Genomic DNA, 16,685 nt, shown 5'->3' on the forward strand with positions numbered 1-16,685 from the left:
TATGAAAAGAATGCTCCTAAAGACTTTATTGATAATTGCAATTGGATACCTGCTCATCTGCGTATTGCTTTACCTGTTTCAGGAAAAGCTGATCTTTTTTCCGCAGAAACTGACAAAGGACTATCGCTTTACATTCAATCAGCCATTTGAAGAACTTAACATACCCGTAAGCGACAAAACTAATTTGCATGGACTGTTATTTAAAGCGGACAGTTCGAAAGGCGTTGTGTTTTATTTGCATGGAAATGGCGGCGCGCTCGATTCCTGGGGCGAGGTGGCGCAAACCTATACCAATTTGAATTATGATGTGTTCCTGTTAGATTACCGGGGTTATGGCAAAAGCGAAGGTTCTATAAGCGGACAAAAGCAATTATTTAACGACGTTCAAACTGTGTATGATACGCTGAAGAACAGGTACAGCGAAAACAAGATAGTAGTGCTGGGGTATTCGATTGGTTCGGGCCTTGCCTGCCAGGTGGCATCAAATAATAACCCGGCCTTGCTTATATTGCAGGCGCCTTATTATAGCCTTACGGATATGATGCGGCATGCTTATCCTATTATTCCCACCTTTATTTTAAAGTATAAGTTCGAAACGAATAATTATATAAAGAACTGTAAATCGCCCGTGGTTATTTTTCATGGTAACCAGGATGAAGTGATCTACTATGGCTCTTCATTAAAATTGCAATCACATTTTAAACAACACGATACCCTTATTACATTAGAAGGCCAGTCGCACAATGGAATAACCGATAACCCCGTTTACCAGGCCGAGCTGAAGCGAATATTAAATAAGTAACATGTATATGGCGCCCATACTTTTAATACCCGAAAAAACAGACGTAGAGGTTGAACAGGTGGTTACTGCCTATACCAATCGAGGCGGTCGTGTTAAACGTCTTGGTAAATATTGGGTAAAGGATGAGGAACTGGCCGCCGAACAAATAGCCATATACGGTAACCAGGCTTTTGCGTTGGTGTTGGCTCAAATATATGGGCTTGAATTGCTTTCGCCCGACGATACATTGATTACCCGGCTTGAACATACATGGACCAAACGAACAGTTGAATTAAAACAACTGGGAAATATTAAGGAAACCGATTTCCCGGTTTTTATTAAACCTGTAATTCCAAAAATGTTTTTAGCAGGCGTATTTCAAAATATAACGGATCTCAAAAAGGCGACTGAAGGCCTGCCCAATACCGAAGAAATACTGGTTTCAACTGTTATTGATAACATACAGGCAGAAGCGCGGTGTTATTTACTGAATGGCGAGGTGCAGGATATTGCTTTTTACGAGGGAAGTGCCGATCTGTCAGCCGGAAAGGTGTTTGTTGCCGCATTTGCAACTGCCAATAAAGAACAATTACCGGCAGCAGTAGTTGCAGATATTGCTTATGCCCCACAAACCGGCTGGTTTGTACTGGAATTTAATGCCTGTTGGGGAGCTGGTTTAAATAGCTGCAACGCAGAAAACGTGCTCAATTGTATACTTGCTGCAACATTTAATGTTGGCCGATAGAGCTTGCATAAACAAAAGCTTTTACGACATTTGCGTCAGAAATCCCCTAAACTATGAAGAATCTGGTAAAGATCCTTACCCTTATTACGTTGATATACAGTTGCCAGGGCCCCATTGGAAACGAAACTTCTTTAACGGGGAAGCAAACCAGGTCAATAGACACCATGCAGCCTGAAGCGCTTGTTGAGGCTAATGTAACTGAACCACCACAAATAGAATATCCCGATTTTTCCATTCCGGCAACAGATTTTATGCTGATGTCGTACATCGCTTTTTCAGAAAATGAATTAATAAGGGTCGACCGTAAAGCCAATATCCAGGAAGAATGGGTGTTTGATCAAACCCTGAAAACAGATACTGCCGAATACCAGGTATATCAAATAGGCCATGATGCTGCCGAGGCAAGTGGCGAAAATCAGCACTTCGTCACCACCCAATGGGTGTATGTTGATACAGCTAAAAAAGAACTGTTTGAATACGATGTAAATGACGAGTGCCTGAATAAATGGACGTATGAAGGAAACAAACAGATCTTTTATCCCGTGTACGAATTGTCGCCAAAAACAACGGCCCTTGTAGTGCCTTTAAGTGAAATAGGTGAACGCCGGGGTGTGTTGGATAGTATCTTTAATGATATTGCGAAAACAGACGGTGTTTATGAAACAAGAGGAATTCCCAAATCGCATTCTTTGTACGATACAACCGGTATTTATAAACTGGTAAAGAGCAGTAAACTGGAAGCAGCGTTCAGAACGTATTTTAACCAGGAGTTGTATGTATACGGTACTAATGGATATGTAAAAACAAAAGTGAAAGATATTGTATATGGCCTCGATGAATGCATAAGCAACATCTTTGCTTTTTGTTTCGATAAAAAGAGTATTGCAACTATCGGTCGCCCGCTTTTTTGTTCCGAAAAAATGATCGATCTTAATTATGCAAAAGAGTACAATAAGATAGAGCAAAGTATACAGGCTTACGAATCAAAACAGCCAAATGATTATTCGGATAGTACTAAAACGAAAGTGTTTGCACATGTAGGAGATTTTTATTTTACCTATCATGATGATTTTAAGGTTGAACACAAAAGCCATAACTCAAAATGTAAATTCCCCGGCCGCAGTATTTATTGGGTAGATGCCAAGAGTTCTGTAGATTGCTTTTGGGCTACCGGCCTCGATTGGTTTGGAATACCCTGCGATTAATACCATAGCTTAATAACCATGGCCAACATTCAAATACAACCCGATTGCGGTAACGCACCCCGCAAGCTGTTCCTGAAAGAATTGCTGGTAGCCATTGCTGAAGGTAATGTAAAACATATACAGGAATTGGTACCTGAACAAATTAGCTGGGACATCGTAGGTCAAAAACAAACTACCGGGCTCGATCAGTATTTGAAAGAATTAAAAGGCCACGCCTTGTGGAAGGCAAAAGAACTTGTGGTTGATACCATCATTACCCACGGCCCCGATGCTTCTGTTAGCGGACAAATAACCGCCGCCGATAAAATAACGTATAAGTTTTGCGACGTGTACAGATTTAAAAGCGCCGCGGGCGCTACCATAAACTCAATAACTACCTTTCTGATAAGACTATAGCTTACATGAATTCGTCGAAAATAATTACATATACAGGCAGAACTATCACCTTTCTGGTACTTACGGTTCTAACCCAAATTGGCGGCCTGGTATATGTAATTAATTTTTCAACGTATAGGTTGATTAACCGAAAAGTAAACAACCCATGGCTGCGCAGAGGTTGTAAATTGGGGTCTTTTATTCTCCTTTATACAATTGCTGCTTTTTTAATAGTACCGGTACTGGTCAAACCCTTTGGTCGTGTACGGCTGCCGGTAAGCACCACTAACCACCTCCGCCCCCTGACGTTTTTAACCTGTTTGCTGAACAGGAATTATGTAAGCAAAGATCTGAGGGACGTGGCATTACAGGTTGCCGGTGAAATGAACACGAAATACCTAGGTACAGTAGTAAACTACCTCGATGCCAACTTCCCATTCTTCAATGGTTTCCCCTTGTTTCCGCACCTCAGCCATAATGATGGCCGCAAGCTCGATCTGGCTTTTTGTTATAAAAACAGCCAATCGATGCAGGAAACCAATGCGGCGCCATCACCCATCGGTTATGGTATTTGTGAAGAACCAACCGATGAAGAGAACAACACCGCCGCTTTTTGTGCAGAAAAAGGTTACTGGCTGTATAGTTTTCTAAAGAATGTAATACCGCAGGGAAGTAAAAACGATTTCGTGTTCAACCCGCAAAAAACTAAAACCCTGGTTGAATTATTTGCCAATGACAACCGTATAGGTAAAATATTTATTGAACCCCATTTGCAAACGCGCCTGCATATAACCAGCAACAAAATACGCTTTCATGGCTGCCATGCAGTACGGCACGATGACCATATTCATGTGCAACTGAAGTGAGGTTTATCCTGCATACACCCTGGCAAATAATGCAGCAAATTCAGTAAAACTGCGCTTCCCAAAAACAGGGTGTTTATTTTCCTCATAATGTTTTTCAAGCAATCCTTCGCGAATGGCAATACCCATATCAACAATATAATGTTGCGCAGCTTCCTTTGAGAAGTTATTTTGTAAAAGGGCCTGTAATAATTGTTCGTCGGGGAATTGTATCCAGGGAAGTTCAGGTTTGCCAATAGCGGCGCCGAGTATCTGTGCAATTTGCCGCCCATTCTTTTTATCGCTTACGATATACAAAATGTTCTTACCTGTAAAGGATAGTGAAGAAAGTGCTGTTGCAGCCGCTTCGGCAATATCCTCTGGGTGCGACATAAACAAGTTACTTTCTTCCCCGAAATTATTTCCAATAATGCCCTGATATTTAATGAGCCCAATGCTACCGAAAAAGTTGGAATAAAACCCTCCGGGCCGCAGGTGTAATACATTAACTGATGGCAGTTCATTTAGCCAGGTTTCCAGGTTTTGATAGTTGGTAAGCGGTGCGGTGCCTGCCAATGGCGAACCCGAACTGCTTAAATTTACCACGTACTTAATATCATTTTCCTGAATGGCCTTAGCATAATTCTTACCAACGGTTACCGTAAATGCATTGTAGTTGGGTACGCTGAAATTGGGTGGTATCATACAATAAACGGCATCGCTGCCTGCAAAGGCGTTCTTTACAAAATCATAGTCTTCTACTGAACCAATTAAAGGTGTAGCCTGTAATTGTTGAATGTCGCCGGCTTTTGCGGCATTGGAGCTAATAACGCGAACATCATGTCCCTGCTTAACTAATTGCATGGTAAGTGCCTTGCTTATGTTTCCTAATGAACCGGTAATTGTAATTTTCATTTTAATGATTGTTATTGTTGCACAAACCTAAAATGATACTTACTTTTATACAAGTACTTACCCCAAAGTAGGTATTGCCGCCTGGCGGCGGAAATTGCGATTTTGCATTTGTATTCATTTGGAACTTGAGATTTGAAATTGGGAATTTTTAGATTTTACTATGGCAGCAATTAAAGAATCATCCACTATTCAGGAAAATAAGGGTCAGGCGTTTGTAGCCTGCCCGGTAACGTTTGTAATGGAAAAGATCGGCGGGTACTGGAAACCCATTATTTTATTCAATTTATTATCTGGTCCCAAAAGGTATAATGAGTTGAAGCGGTCTATCTCCACCATAACCGAAAAGGTATTGATACAACAATTAAAACAATTGGAAAGCGATGGCCTGCTCATCAGGAAATCGAAACCGGTAGTGCCGCCCTTTGTTACCTACGAATTGTCGAAATCGGGTAAGGCCTTACGTCCCGTTTTATATTCCATGGCCGTATGGGCTGTTAATAACAGTGGCAAACAGGGGAAAGCTTTTTCAAAGCAGATGAAAGATTTTCCGATGGAATAATAAAATACCTTTATTTGCATTGTACAATAATTAATTGGCCACAATAATCTCATATAACGAACAGCAAATACTCAACGGCTTACAACAAGGCGATCGGGAAAGTTTTGAACGCCTGTATCACCTGTACAGCGAGCCCCTGTATGTTAGTTTACTAAAGTTGGTAAAACATCCCGAAACGGCAGAAGAAATTCTTCAAGACATTTTTATTCAGGTTTGGGAAAAGCGCAATACCATCGATATTCATACCAGTGTAAGCGGTTACCTGTTTCGCATTGGTGAGAACAAAGTATATGATTTCTTTCGCAAAACGCGCCGCGACAAAGTGCTTTATGCCCATGTAAAAGCTGCCGCTTCGGAACAGTATACCCATATTGAAGAAACGCTGTTGTATCGAGAAAACGAACAACTGCTGCACGCGGCCGTAGCGGCTTTGCCGCCCCAGCGCAGGCAGGTATTTGAGCTTTGTAAATTGCAGGGCAAAACCTACGAGCAGGTAAGCAGCGAGTTGGGCATTTCTACCTCAACCATTAACGATCATATAGTTAAAGCTACACGCAGCATTCGCCAGTATTTTTACTCCCACGATAATTCGGCCGGCGCCCTTTTGTTGTTTGCTGCCTGGCTGGCGCAGAAATAATTTCTAAAAATATTTATAGTAAGAGCAGATGACAGGCTTTTGCCAAACGTCATTACTATAAACCTTATATAGTGTCACAACTTTCGTTTGAAGAATTATTGCAGAAATATATAAACCAAACCTGTTCCCCGGCCGAAGTTGATCAGCTTTTTGAGCTGTTTGAAAAAGGCGAAGGGGGAGCGGCTGATAATGAACTGTTGAAACAACATTTTCAGCAGGGGCTACAGCCTACAGGCTATACTAATGATGCCACGCGCAGGCGCCTGCAGGGCCGCCTCGGCCTTATTAAACAACAAATAGCTCCTGAGCCAATTGCCAAAAGAAGAAGCCTGGTTGGCTGGTGGGCGGCTGCCGCTGCTATTACTTTATTGGTGGGTTGTGGCATCTGGTATTGGCTTGTAGCCGAAAAACAGGCTGCACCTGCGGTACATCAGGAAGCAGAAGTGCAACCAGGTAGCGATAAGGCGGTACTTACCCTGGCCGATGGTAAAACCATTTCCCTCGATAGTTCTACCCAGGGCATTATCGGCCGGCAGGGACAAACTGATATTAACCAACGAGGCGCACAACTTATATATGATGCCTCAAATGCCTCATCGGGTTCAGCAATATATAATACGCTTTCAACGCCCCGGGGCGCACAGTACCAGCTTACCCTGCCCGATGGTTCAACGGTATGGCTGAATGCTGCCTCATCTATTCGTTTTCCGGCGGTATTCAACGATTCGGCCCGGGTGGTTTATATAACTGGTGAAGTATATTTCGAAGTGAGTAAACAAGCAAACAAAAATGGAAATAGAGTGCCCTTTAATGTTATTATACCGGGAGCTGAGATAAAAGTTTTAGGTACCCATTTTAACATCAATGCGTATGAGGATGAAGATGTAGCGAGAACGACGTTGCTGGAAGGGGAAGTGAAGGTCGTGAAACATGAAATGGCAAAAAATGCTGAGTCTTCAGTTGTCCTGAAACCAGGCGAACAAGCTGTATTGTCGCGCGCCCACTCACCACTCACCACTCACCATTCACCACTCACCATAGACCATTCACCAAACCTTGAACAAGTTATGGCCTGGAAGAACGGGCTTTTCCGCTTCGATGGCGTTGAGCTAAAGACCATGATGCGGCAACTGGCCCGCTGGTATAATGTGGAGGTAACATTTGCACCCGGTGCCCCGGTATCGGAATTATTCAACGGCGCCATACAAAGAAGTTTGCAATTATCGCAGGTATTAACGGGCATGGATGCCATGGGTATTCATGTTAAAAGAGAAGGGAAACAACTCATCGTAATGCCATAGGGAATTATATAAATTTAAAAAAGAAAGTGTATAACATGAAAAAGAAAAGCTGGTTGATAGCTTGTTTGTTTAGCCTGGTATGTAATGTAACTGTATTTGCACAACGCGATACTTCAGACATGCCATTGATACATGCCATTATTGGTTCTAAATTCTTTTTGGTAAGTACCGAAAGAAAGATCGAGAAGTTAGACAGTTTTAAAATGCAGTTTCCCGATACGGGCATGAGTAAAGTAGGGGAGCAGTATGATCTGCTGCGTGGCGAGATCGTTATGTCGTACCTGAAAGCCGGCGATAAAGCAAACGCTGCAAAATGGCAGAAGAAAATTCGTACCCGGGAAGGTATTATTAAATCAAAGATCAGCACAAGTGTTTATCAACTCGATCAGGATGAAAAAGGCAATGCAAAAGAAGTGGAAGCCGATCTGCGGCCATTGGTTGATAAAGCAAGAAAGGCTTTTATGAAAGATGGCAGTAAGGATGCCTATAACCGTATAATGACGGTATATGTAAGGTCGTTGCTGTTATTGGGTAAGCAGGACAAAGTGTTGTTTCACCTGGAGCCGCTGTACATAGCCAATGGTAAGAAGTTTCCGGCCGATATGATGAATCGCGTAATGATGAAGGCAGAGAAATATAAGATCATATATAATCTTTCATACGATTATGGCATGGCATTGGATGCTGCTGGTAGATCGAAAGAAGCGGTTGCCGTATTGGCTAAATTGTATTTAACGGGTGAGGAAGTATCGGACCAAATTCAGGCCGATATAAAAGCCGCCAACAATAAAATACCGGGTGGTGAAAATTATTTTCAGTATCTTACTGACTCTGTACGCAATTACTATAAGCAAAAGCTCGCTTCATTTGCAGCTGCCAAAAAAGATATGAATGGAACAGCTGTTGATCTCAATGCCCTCAAAGGTCGTTACGTGCTGCTTGATTTCTGGGGAAGCTGGTGCCACCCGTGCCGCGCAAGCCACCCGCACCTGAAAGAATTGTATAGCAAGTTTAAAAACAAAGGTTTTGAAATTATTGGTATAGCCACTGAACACGCCAAAACCGCCGAAGAGCGCCGCAATTTGTGGACAAAAGCTATTTCGGAAGACGGGCTTACGTGGTTACAAGTGCTGAACAATGAAAATGCTCAGCAATTTGATGCCATTAAGGAATATGAGGTTAGTGCATTCCCTACCAAAATTTTGCTCGACAGGGATGGCAACATCATTGGCAAATACGTAGGCAATGGAAGTGGTGGTGAGGCCTTTGGCGACCGGTTAGAAGAATTATTAGGAAAATAGGCTCAGTAGAAGTCTGAAATAAAAGCGAGCTCCGAAATAGGGGTTCTTCATACTTCCTGCTTCTTACATAATACGTCAATAAACGAATGCCTATTTTAAGCATGTAGATTCACTGATTTTGTACCTTTTTTTTGAAAACTACGGCGATCCTCGCGCTTTGCGTCAGGTCGCCTTTTTTTATTTATGGCCGTGCCTGAAGGCAGATTTTGTATTAACTCTTTCGCCTCAACCACAGAAGAAAAGCACACCAAGCCCAGACCAAACCCAGACCAAGCCCAGGCAAAACCTCTGTTTCGTATGTGTTTCATGTACATTATGTATATAATTTATTTGTATTTGTTCCGAAAAAAAGTAGATTGTGTTACGAATCATTTACCATTAAATTAAATTATAACCCATGGCAACTTATACCGATGGCATCAATGGAAACTTTAAAGGCAAAGTTGGAACAGTGATAGGCTCTTCCTGAAAGGGAAAGGCGTATATGAAATCATTGCATCACCCGCGTACCATTCCCCCGCACAAACTGGAGCAGCAAAACCGTAATAAATTTGCAATGGCGCACCGCTGGCTGCAACCTGAGGCAGTTAAAACTTTTGTGCGTACTGGTTTCAAAGGTTATACGTCAACGGTGGAAGGTTTTTTGGCTGCTAAGTCGTGCCTGCTAAAAAAATCGTTTATTGTTGAAGGAGAAGAAATGGTTATTGATCCTTCGCTGGTGCAGGTAAGTTTTGGCAATGTGCCATTACCTTCAAATTTAACCGCAGCTAAAGCCGCTCCCAATGAATTGCAAATTACCTGGGATGCCGTTAATAAACATTCGGAAGATGCATGTGATCAGATTATGATACTGGCATACGACATTGAAAATGGTCAAGCCAATTCTAATATTACAGGACAGTTCAGGTATGTTGGTGAAGATACCCTCTACCTTTCACCTGGCATACCTGAAAGAACATATCATATTTATGCAGCGTTTGTAGCCGCCGATAGAAGTTGCCAATCTGCAAGTGTATACCTGGGCACTGTTAATAATTAATTATCTATTTGATATATAGGCTTCTAATAAAGTTTTAATACTGGCTTAACATTTGTTGTAGACTGGTGCTCAACCTGTTTTACAACGGCTTAGCTATTATACTATTTGCCGCAATATAATTTACTGGTTTTCGTTTATAGGTGGGAATTTTACAGCGGATACCGGATGAATTAAATTATAAAAAGGTTGCTTGCACAAAGTAATTTTTTTGTGATATGGGATTGTTTGTTTTAGGTGTGAAAATGACATTTAATTTGTAATATTGCGTCACACTAATTCCATTTTACTCCGATTGCAGGAATGTATCCGAATTGCCAAATGACATTAATTGTTAACCTGCAAAAAAGATCCAATCCAATTTTTATGCGAAAGATTCTGTTTTTAGCTGCTGCTTTATCATCATCTGCAGCCTTTTCACAAACAAAGAACTATTCAACAAACAACGCGCACTCACACAACGACTACCAACAGTCATCGCCCCTTGAAGCGGCATACCGACTGCAATTTGGCAGTGTTGAAGCGGATGTGATTTTACAGGACGACAAATTGTATGTAGCGCACACTGAAAAAGATATTCCACAAGGTCGTATGCTGGAAGATCTGTACCTGAAACCAATTCAGGGGTACATCAAAGCCAACAACGGGTATCCGTATTCTGATACTGCACACGGGCTGGTATTAATGATCGATATTAAATCTGAAGCCATTCCTGCATTGAACAAAGTGATCGATCTTTTACAGAAGTACCCTGAGCTTACCCGTTCACCAAAATTCAAAGTATTGATCAGCGGTAACAAACCTGATCCTAACACTTATATCTCATACCCTTCTTTCGTAGTGTTTGATGGTTTATTAAGCAATCGTTACTCAAAAGATGCGATGTCACGTATTGCGTTCCTGAGTGATAACTTCATCAACTATTCAAAATGGAAAGGTGAAGGCCCTATTCCGGCCAAAGACCTGGAAAGACTGAAGAAGAATATTCAAAAAGCACATGAACAAGGCAAACTGATTCGTTTATGGAACGTTCCTGATTTTGATGATGCCTGGACTGAAGTGTTGAAATTAGGTGTTGATTATATTGATTCTGATAGTATCAAGGCCCTGGCTGCCTTTCTGAAGAAACAGCCAAAGAGCTAATGTAATTGTTGTAGATTATAACCCTCGAATAAAAAGATTGGAACTTGGAGGAATGCGGTCGCAAGATGCATTCCTCCATTTTATTTTAAGGTGGGTCGCTCCTGCAGAGCGGCTCACCTTTGCTCATGGTGAGCGCCCTTTGAAAAGGGCACCCACCCTATATTATCTAAAGTCATATCCCAGTCCTGTTACTTGAGTCAGTAAAGTGGCGGGTGCATCAGTAGCTGTACACCTGCCCTCAATAACTGGTGCAATAGGCGAATGCACCGCAAGATATTCTTCAATCACCTTGTGCATGGTTTGTCCCAGTAGTTTAGGTTGTTTAACACCCTGCATACGGCAAATGGTAGTATCAGGGTCACCTTCGCGTTCACAGGCAATAAAACTATATTCTTTTTTCAGGTCAATAGGGTTGCCAGCCACTTTTATATAGTTCACTCTTTTACCTGCATCGTTACCCAATGTAAAGTTTACCTCCATGCCTTTGAAGCGTACCACCCAGCCACCCAGGCGTTTGGCGGGGTCTTTTGCAAATGCATTTTCCAATTCTGTTTCCATCCATTGCCATAACTGTTTACCACTTATAGAACCTTTTTTTGCTTCGCTGTCAACCGGTAACATGCTCCACAGATAATCTACTGTAATATCTGCCATACCTGTTGCGGGGTTGGGTATCAGGGGCGGGCAAAACCTAAACCCATTGCTAAGTGCAATATCAGGTTTGAACTTCCACATAATGGCATCGGTAATAAAGTTATCCATTGGTGACTCTATTACGTAGTACCTTATCAAGGGGAGTTTTGTTTTGCCAATCACCCGGCCCAGCTCTTTTTTGTAAGGCTCATTTGCTTTATGGATGAGGTGCTTCATTTCTTCATCTTCCTTGTATTTATCGGGGTCAACATCGAGCAATTGATAAGTATGATCTTTAACTATTCCATTTTCAATAACAATATCCAGTTTGGCTATGAAGGAACCAAAGGCGCCGGGCTCGGTAACTTTTGCGTATTTACCTTCTATAGGTTGGCGTAGCCGCTCGTGGGTATCGGCGCCAAGAATATAATCGGTACCCTTTATTTGTTCCATATTCGAAAGGCCAAATTGCTGGGCCAGTCCCATATGCGTGAGCAGAAATACCAGTTGGCATTTTTCATATTCCTTTAATATTTTAATGTATTTGGCCACATTCAATTCAGGCGGGGTGAATTTTATGCCGTCGCAATAGGCGGGCGATTGCCTTTTTGGCGTTAAGGGATCATTGTACCCTATAAAACCTATCTTGATACCGGCAATATGTTTTACAAAATAGGGTGGGAAAATAAGGTCGCCTTTCATTTCGTCATTGGTATCGTGAAACATATTGGCGCACACTTTCAATGCATCGTAGCCAAACATATCTTTCATCATCATTTCTTTACCATACACTACTTCCCAGTTGCCCGGCAGCATTATATCGTACCCTATATTGTTCATCAAAGGCACAATAGCCTTGCCTTCGCTGAGAGCTGCAATACCGCTTCCCTGAAAACAATCGCCCCCATCAATAACCAGGGTATTCACTGCATTTTGTTTGCGCAATGTGTTGATCATTGTTTTCAGGCTGGCGAGGCCACCCCGTTTTTTATATACCGGTTTCCCGTTCTCAATAAAAAATTCATCGTGGGCCATTACCTGGGAGTGAATATCGGCCGTATGAAGCAGGGTGAGCATGTTTGCTTTACCATTAATGACGGCTTTGTTTTTTTGCATGCTATTGGCTTTATATGTGGCCTCGTCATTATATAAGGCAGCAGCAGCAAGCGGCGTGGTGATGATAGAACCGGCCTTTTTTATGAAGTCACGGCGGCTGTTCTCAGAAAGTTCTATATGCAGCTCTTTTTCTGCAAGGCTAATTGCGTCATTGTTACAAACAGCGCAGCTGCATGAGTGTGAGTGAATGGCTTGCATGGCAATCGTTCTTTTAGTAATGGGTAGTTTTGTTTTTTGGCTCGCCCGGCTAAATTACAGGCTTTATTTATAAAAATCTGTAATGCGTGTAGGGTTAACATAATAAGTCGCGAATCACCCCTTCATTTGTCCTTTTCGCCCAGCATGGGTTTTGGAAACTTAGCCTAAGTTTGTGATGTCAATCGATAACATCTAAATAACCAATAAAAACAAAGAAAATGTCAACTACTAATGTAACCAGGATCACCGTAGAAAGCACTATTAATGCGCCAGTTGAAAAAGTTTGGAAATTTTGGTCGGCCCCCGAGCATATTACGCAATGGTGCGCTGCCTCAGATGACTGGCATGCCCCCAAAGCTGAGAACGATTTGAAAAAGGGCGGCACCTTTGCTACAAGAATGGAAGCTAAGGATGGCAGCTTTGGTTTTGATTTTGGTGGTGTATATGACGAAGTAAAAACAAATGAACTGATTGAATATACCATGGGTGACGGTCGTAAAGTAGAAATTAAGTTTGCCGGCAATGGAAATGAAACTAAAGTAACAGAAACCTTTGATGCCGAAAGCACCCACTCCATTGAAATGCAACAAGGCGGTTGGCAGGCCATCTTAGATAACTTTAAGAAGTATACTGAGAATAATTAGGTAGAAGAAAATAAGACCTGTAAGGTCCATCACAGAGTCTCGCATATTTTGTGTGCTGTGTTGGACCTGACAGGTTGAACATTTATAACGACCTGTCAGGATCGCGTAAACTTAATAATTAAGCAAGTTTAAATGGCGAACCTTACAGGTCTTCTTTTTGATTAAAAGTACAAATCATACTTTTTAATGTCATCCTATAACTAAGATAATTACAAACTATCCTATTTACTGGTGATTGTGTACTATTTGCTAAATAAGTTAGTAATGTTCCTAGCTTTGAATAAAGTAACGGGGCATTATGTACTTAAACTGCAGAACATATTTTAGTATACGATACGGAACTTATTCAACAGAAGAATTGGTGAACACCGCTGCAGAACATGGTATTCATGTACTGGCATTAACAAATATTAATTGTACCTGTGATAGCTGGGACTTTGTGAATTTCTGCCGTCAAAAAGATATTAAGCCGGTGGTTGGGGTTGAAATACGAAATGATGATACCCTGCTTTATATTGTAATAGCCAGGAACAACAATGGTTTTGCACGCATCAATGAATTTTTATCATTCCACTTACAACAAAAGAAAAACTTTCCCGGGCATGCAGCTGCTTATTTTAACAACAGTAGTGATGTGTACATTATTTATCCCCTTGATAGAAAAGCTCCCGCTGATCTGCTGGCTGGTGAATATATAGGTCTGCTGGCCAGTGAGCTGAATAAATTGTTTGGCACCGACTGGAAAAAGTATGAGCATAAGCTGGTTGTTCGGCAACCCGTGACCTTTCAAAACAAACAATACTTCAATTTGCACCGGTTGTTGCGGGCTATTGATAAAAACACCCTGTTATCAAAATTACCAGCCGAAACACAGGCCTCCCCCGATGAAACATTTGTGTCACCCGCTACATTGCTCGAACAGTTCAGGCAATTTCCAGCCCTTGTTACCAATACCTACAAACTGTTGGATGATTGCCACATTGAAATGGATTTCAAGGTTGATAAAAATAAACAGTGTTTTAGTGCGAGTAAAGAAGACGATCGTGTATTGTTAGAGAAACTGGCCACTGAAGGGCTGCTGGCCCGCTATGGAAAAAAGAATAAAGTGGCGCAGGATCGAATGCACAAAGAATTAAAGATCATCAATGACCTTGGGTTTAATTCTTATTTTCTTATTAACTGGGATGTGATACGGTATGCACAGTCGCGCGGATTTTATTATGTTGGGCGGGGGAGCGGCGCCAACTCTATAGTAGCTTATTGTTTGCGCATTACCGATGTTGATCCTATAGAATTGAATCTTTACTTTGAACGCTTTCTAAACCCCGAAAGAACATCGCCGCCCGATTTTGATATTGACTTCAGCTGGACCGACCGTGACGATATCATGGATTATATTTTCAAAAGATATGGAAAGAACCATGTTGCGTTATTGGGCGCCTATACTACATTTCAGCATGATGCAATTATAATGGAACTGGGCAAAGTGTTTGGTTTGCCCGTTGATGAAATAAAGAACCTGCAGCGTACGCCAAAACCAACAGATAAAATACAACACACCATATTGCAATATGGCGCGTTGATGAAGAACTTTCCCAGCAACATTTCTATACACCCCTGCGGCATGTTGGTTACCGAAAAACCCATTTACGAATATGCCGCCTTGTTTATGCCCCCTAAAGGCTTTGCCACCACGCAAATGGACATGTTTGTGGCCGAAAATCTTGGTATCAATAAGTTTGATATTCTCAGTCAGCGCGGACTGGGGCATATAAAAGAAAGCCTCAGGCTGATAAAAGCCAATAAGAAAATTGATGTAAACATCCACGACTTTCATAATTACAGGCATAATGAGGCTATTAAAAAACAAATAAGGGAAGGGGAAACCATTGGTTGCTTTTATATTGAATCACCCGCCATGCGGCAAATATTAAAAAAGCTGCGGTGCGATGATTATGTTACCCTGGTAGCGGCCAGCTCCATTATAAGGCCCGGCGTAGCGCAATCGGGCATGTTACGCGAGTATATTACCCGGTTCCATAACCGCGATAAAATAGTGTACCTGCATCCGCTTTTTGAAGAGCATTTAAGCGAAACGTTTGGAGTAATGGTGTTCCAGGAAGATGTGATAAAGATCGCGCATTATTTTGCCGGCTTAACATTAGGCGAAGCAGATATTTTGCGGCGCGCCATGAGCGGCAAGTACCGTTCTAAAGATCAGTTCAGGCATATTAAAGACAAATACCTGGCTAATTGCCGCAGCCTGGGCCACTCTGATGAGCTGGCGCATGAAGTATGGCGGCAGATGGAAAGTTTTGCCGGTTATAGTTTTAGTAAAGCCCACTCTGCCAGTTTTGCCGTGGAAAGTTATATGAGCCTATACTTAAAGACCTTCTTTCCCAAAGAATTTATGGTGTCGGTGATCAATAATTTCGGTGGGTTTTATTCACCCGAACTGTATTTTATAGAGCTAATGAAGGCTGGCGGAATTATTCATGCGCCCTGTGTAAACAATAGTGAGATGTATACCTCCATAAAAGGCGATGAAGTGTATACCGGGTTTGTGCATATTAAAGCTTTGCAACAAAATACCATGGTACAAATAGTGGAAGAACGAAAGGCCGGGGGGCCATATCTGCATGTACAGGACCTTATAGAACGTACGGGTATTGCCCTTGAGCAACTGAATATACTGGTAAGTGTAGGCGCCTTCAGGTTCACTGGTAAAACCAAAAAACAATTGTTGTGGGAAGCTAATTTTCTACAAAAAAAGAATAAAGCGCATGTGCCTGCCAGCGAATCGTTGTTTGAGGAAAAACCGGTAGAGTTTAGTTTGCCCACGTTGGTCGACAATGCCATTGATGACCTGTACGATCAAAAGGAGATCCTGGGCTTTACTTTATCGAACCCGTTTGCAATGGTTGATGAGGAGCCTGCCAATTATATTCCCGCCCGGGAAATTGGCAACCATTTACATAAAGTGGTTACGGTGCTGGTGTATTTTATTGCCACCAAGCATGTGCAAACAAAGAATAATGATGTGATGTTCTTCGGAACTTTTATTGATAACAACCTCAATTGGGTCGATACGGTGCATTTTCCTGATGCTGCGCGTGCCTATCCATTACATAGCGGCGGTTTTTACAAAATAACCGGCCGGGTGGTTGATGATTTTGGTGTGTACAGCATTGAGGCCCGCAGAACAGAAAAAGTAGGATTTAAAAAACGCAGTTACGATACCCTTAAATAGTAAA

15 protein-coding genes are annotated in these 16,685 nt (G+C 41.9%); 13 read left to right on the top strand and 2 right to left on the bottom strand.

Annotated elements, in window-relative coordinates:
• The first annotated feature begins 1 nt into the window (after position 1).
• The 5 genes from GGD38_RS27250 to GGD38_RS27270 are packed head-to-tail and all read left to right on the top strand — an operon-like array spanning position 2 to position 3,972.
• Positions 2-802 carry an alpha/beta hydrolase gene (locus tag GGD38_RS27250; protein ID WP_375303102.1) on the top strand — a complete coding sequence of 267 codons (801 nt, stop codon included), beginning with the start codon at positions 2-4 and terminating at the stop codon, positions 800-802.
• Positions 803-809: 7 nt separating this feature from the next.
• On the top strand, positions 810-1,526 hold the full coding sequence (locus GGD38_RS27255; RefSeq protein WP_375303101.1) for an ATP-grasp domain-containing protein: 717 nt from the start codon (positions 810-812) through the stop codon (positions 1,524-1,526).
• Between the two features lie 53 nt (positions 1,527-1,579).
• Positions 1,580-2,731, top strand: a complete 1,152-nt coding sequence (locus tag GGD38_RS27260; protein ID WP_375303100.1) for a hypothetical protein — start codon at positions 1,580-1,582, stop codon at positions 2,729-2,731.
• Between the two features lie 18 nt (positions 2,732-2,749).
• Positions 2,750-3,127 carry a hypothetical protein gene (locus tag GGD38_RS27265; RefSeq protein WP_375303099.1) on the top strand — a complete coding sequence of 126 codons (378 nt, stop codon included), beginning with the start codon at positions 2,750-2,752 and terminating at the stop codon, positions 3,125-3,127.
• 5 nt (positions 3,128-3,132) lie between these two features.
• Entirely contained in the window at positions 3,133-3,972 is an 840-nt protein-coding gene (locus GGD38_RS27270) for a hypothetical protein (protein ID WP_375303098.1), read from the top strand.
• Between the two features lie 3 nt (positions 3,973-3,975).
• On the opposite strand, the gene GGD38_RS27275 is transcribed toward GGD38_RS27270, so the two are convergent.
• The gene (locus tag GGD38_RS27275; RefSeq protein ID WP_375303097.1) at positions 3,976-4,863 is read right to left on the bottom strand and encodes an NAD(P)H-binding protein; all 888 of its coding nucleotides are present in this window, start codon (positions 4,861-4,863) and stop codon (positions 3,976-3,978) included.
• Positions 4,864-5,023: 160 nt separating this feature from the next.
• Between GGD38_RS27275 and GGD38_RS27280 the strand changes: the two genes are divergently transcribed.
• The 6 genes from GGD38_RS27280 (at position 5,024) to GGD38_RS27305 (ending at position 10,840) form a co-directional block, all read left to right on the top strand.
• Complete coding sequence (locus GGD38_RS27280) at positions 5,024-5,422, top strand: winged helix-turn-helix transcriptional regulator (RefSeq protein WP_375303096.1); 399 nt, start codon at positions 5,024-5,026, stop codon at positions 5,420-5,422.
• A gap of 34 nt (positions 5,423-5,456) precedes the next feature.
• Entirely contained in the window at positions 5,457-6,059 is a 603-nt protein-coding gene (locus GGD38_RS27285) for an RNA polymerase sigma factor (protein WP_375303095.1), read from the top strand.
• A 71-nt stretch (positions 6,060-6,130) separates the two neighbouring features.
• Positions 6,131-7,360: a FecR domain-containing protein gene (locus GGD38_RS27290; protein ID WP_375303094.1), complete on the top strand. Its 1,230-nt coding sequence runs from the start codon at positions 6,131-6,133 to the stop codon at positions 7,358-7,360.
• A gap of 35 nt (positions 7,361-7,395) precedes the next feature.
• Positions 7,396-8,661: a TlpA family protein disulfide reductase gene (locus GGD38_RS27295; protein WP_375303093.1), complete on the top strand. Its 1,266-nt coding sequence runs from the start codon at positions 7,396-7,398 to the stop codon at positions 8,659-8,661.
• A gap of 484 nt (positions 8,662-9,145) precedes the next feature.
• Positions 9,146-9,700 (top strand): DUF6266 family protein, encoded by a 555-nt coding sequence (locus GGD38_RS27300; RefSeq protein ID WP_375303092.1) that lies wholly within the window; start codon positions 9,146-9,148, stop codon positions 9,698-9,700.
• 363 nt (positions 9,701-10,063) lie between these two features.
• Positions 10,064-10,840, top strand: coding sequence for an alkaline phosphatase (locus GGD38_RS27305; protein ID WP_375303091.1), 777 nt, complete (start codon positions 10,064-10,066; stop codon positions 10,838-10,840).
• Between the two features lie 162 nt (positions 10,841-11,002).
• Here GGD38_RS27305 and GGD38_RS27310 read toward each other — a convergent pair whose 3' ends face one another.
• Complete coding sequence (locus GGD38_RS27310; protein ID WP_375303090.1) at positions 11,003-12,787, bottom strand: bifunctional metallophosphatase/5'-nucleotidase; 1,785 nt, start codon at positions 12,785-12,787, stop codon at positions 11,003-11,005.
• A gap of 218 nt (positions 12,788-13,005) precedes the next feature.
• Between GGD38_RS27310 and GGD38_RS27315 the strand changes: the two genes are divergently transcribed.
• Complete coding sequence (locus tag GGD38_RS27315) at positions 13,006-13,431, top strand: SRPBCC family protein (RefSeq protein WP_375303089.1); 426 nt, start codon at positions 13,006-13,008, stop codon at positions 13,429-13,431.
• A 298-nt stretch (positions 13,432-13,729) separates the two neighbouring features.
• On the top strand, positions 13,730-16,681 hold the full coding sequence (locus GGD38_RS27320) for a DNA polymerase III subunit alpha (RefSeq protein WP_375303088.1): 2,952 nt from the start codon (positions 13,730-13,732) through the stop codon (positions 16,679-16,681).
• Positions 16,682-16,685 lie beyond the last annotated feature (4 nt).

The organism is Niastella sp. OAS944 (assembly GCA_024809215.1).
Lineage (GTDB): Bacteria > Bacteroidota > Bacteroidia > Chitinophagales > Chitinophagaceae > Niastella.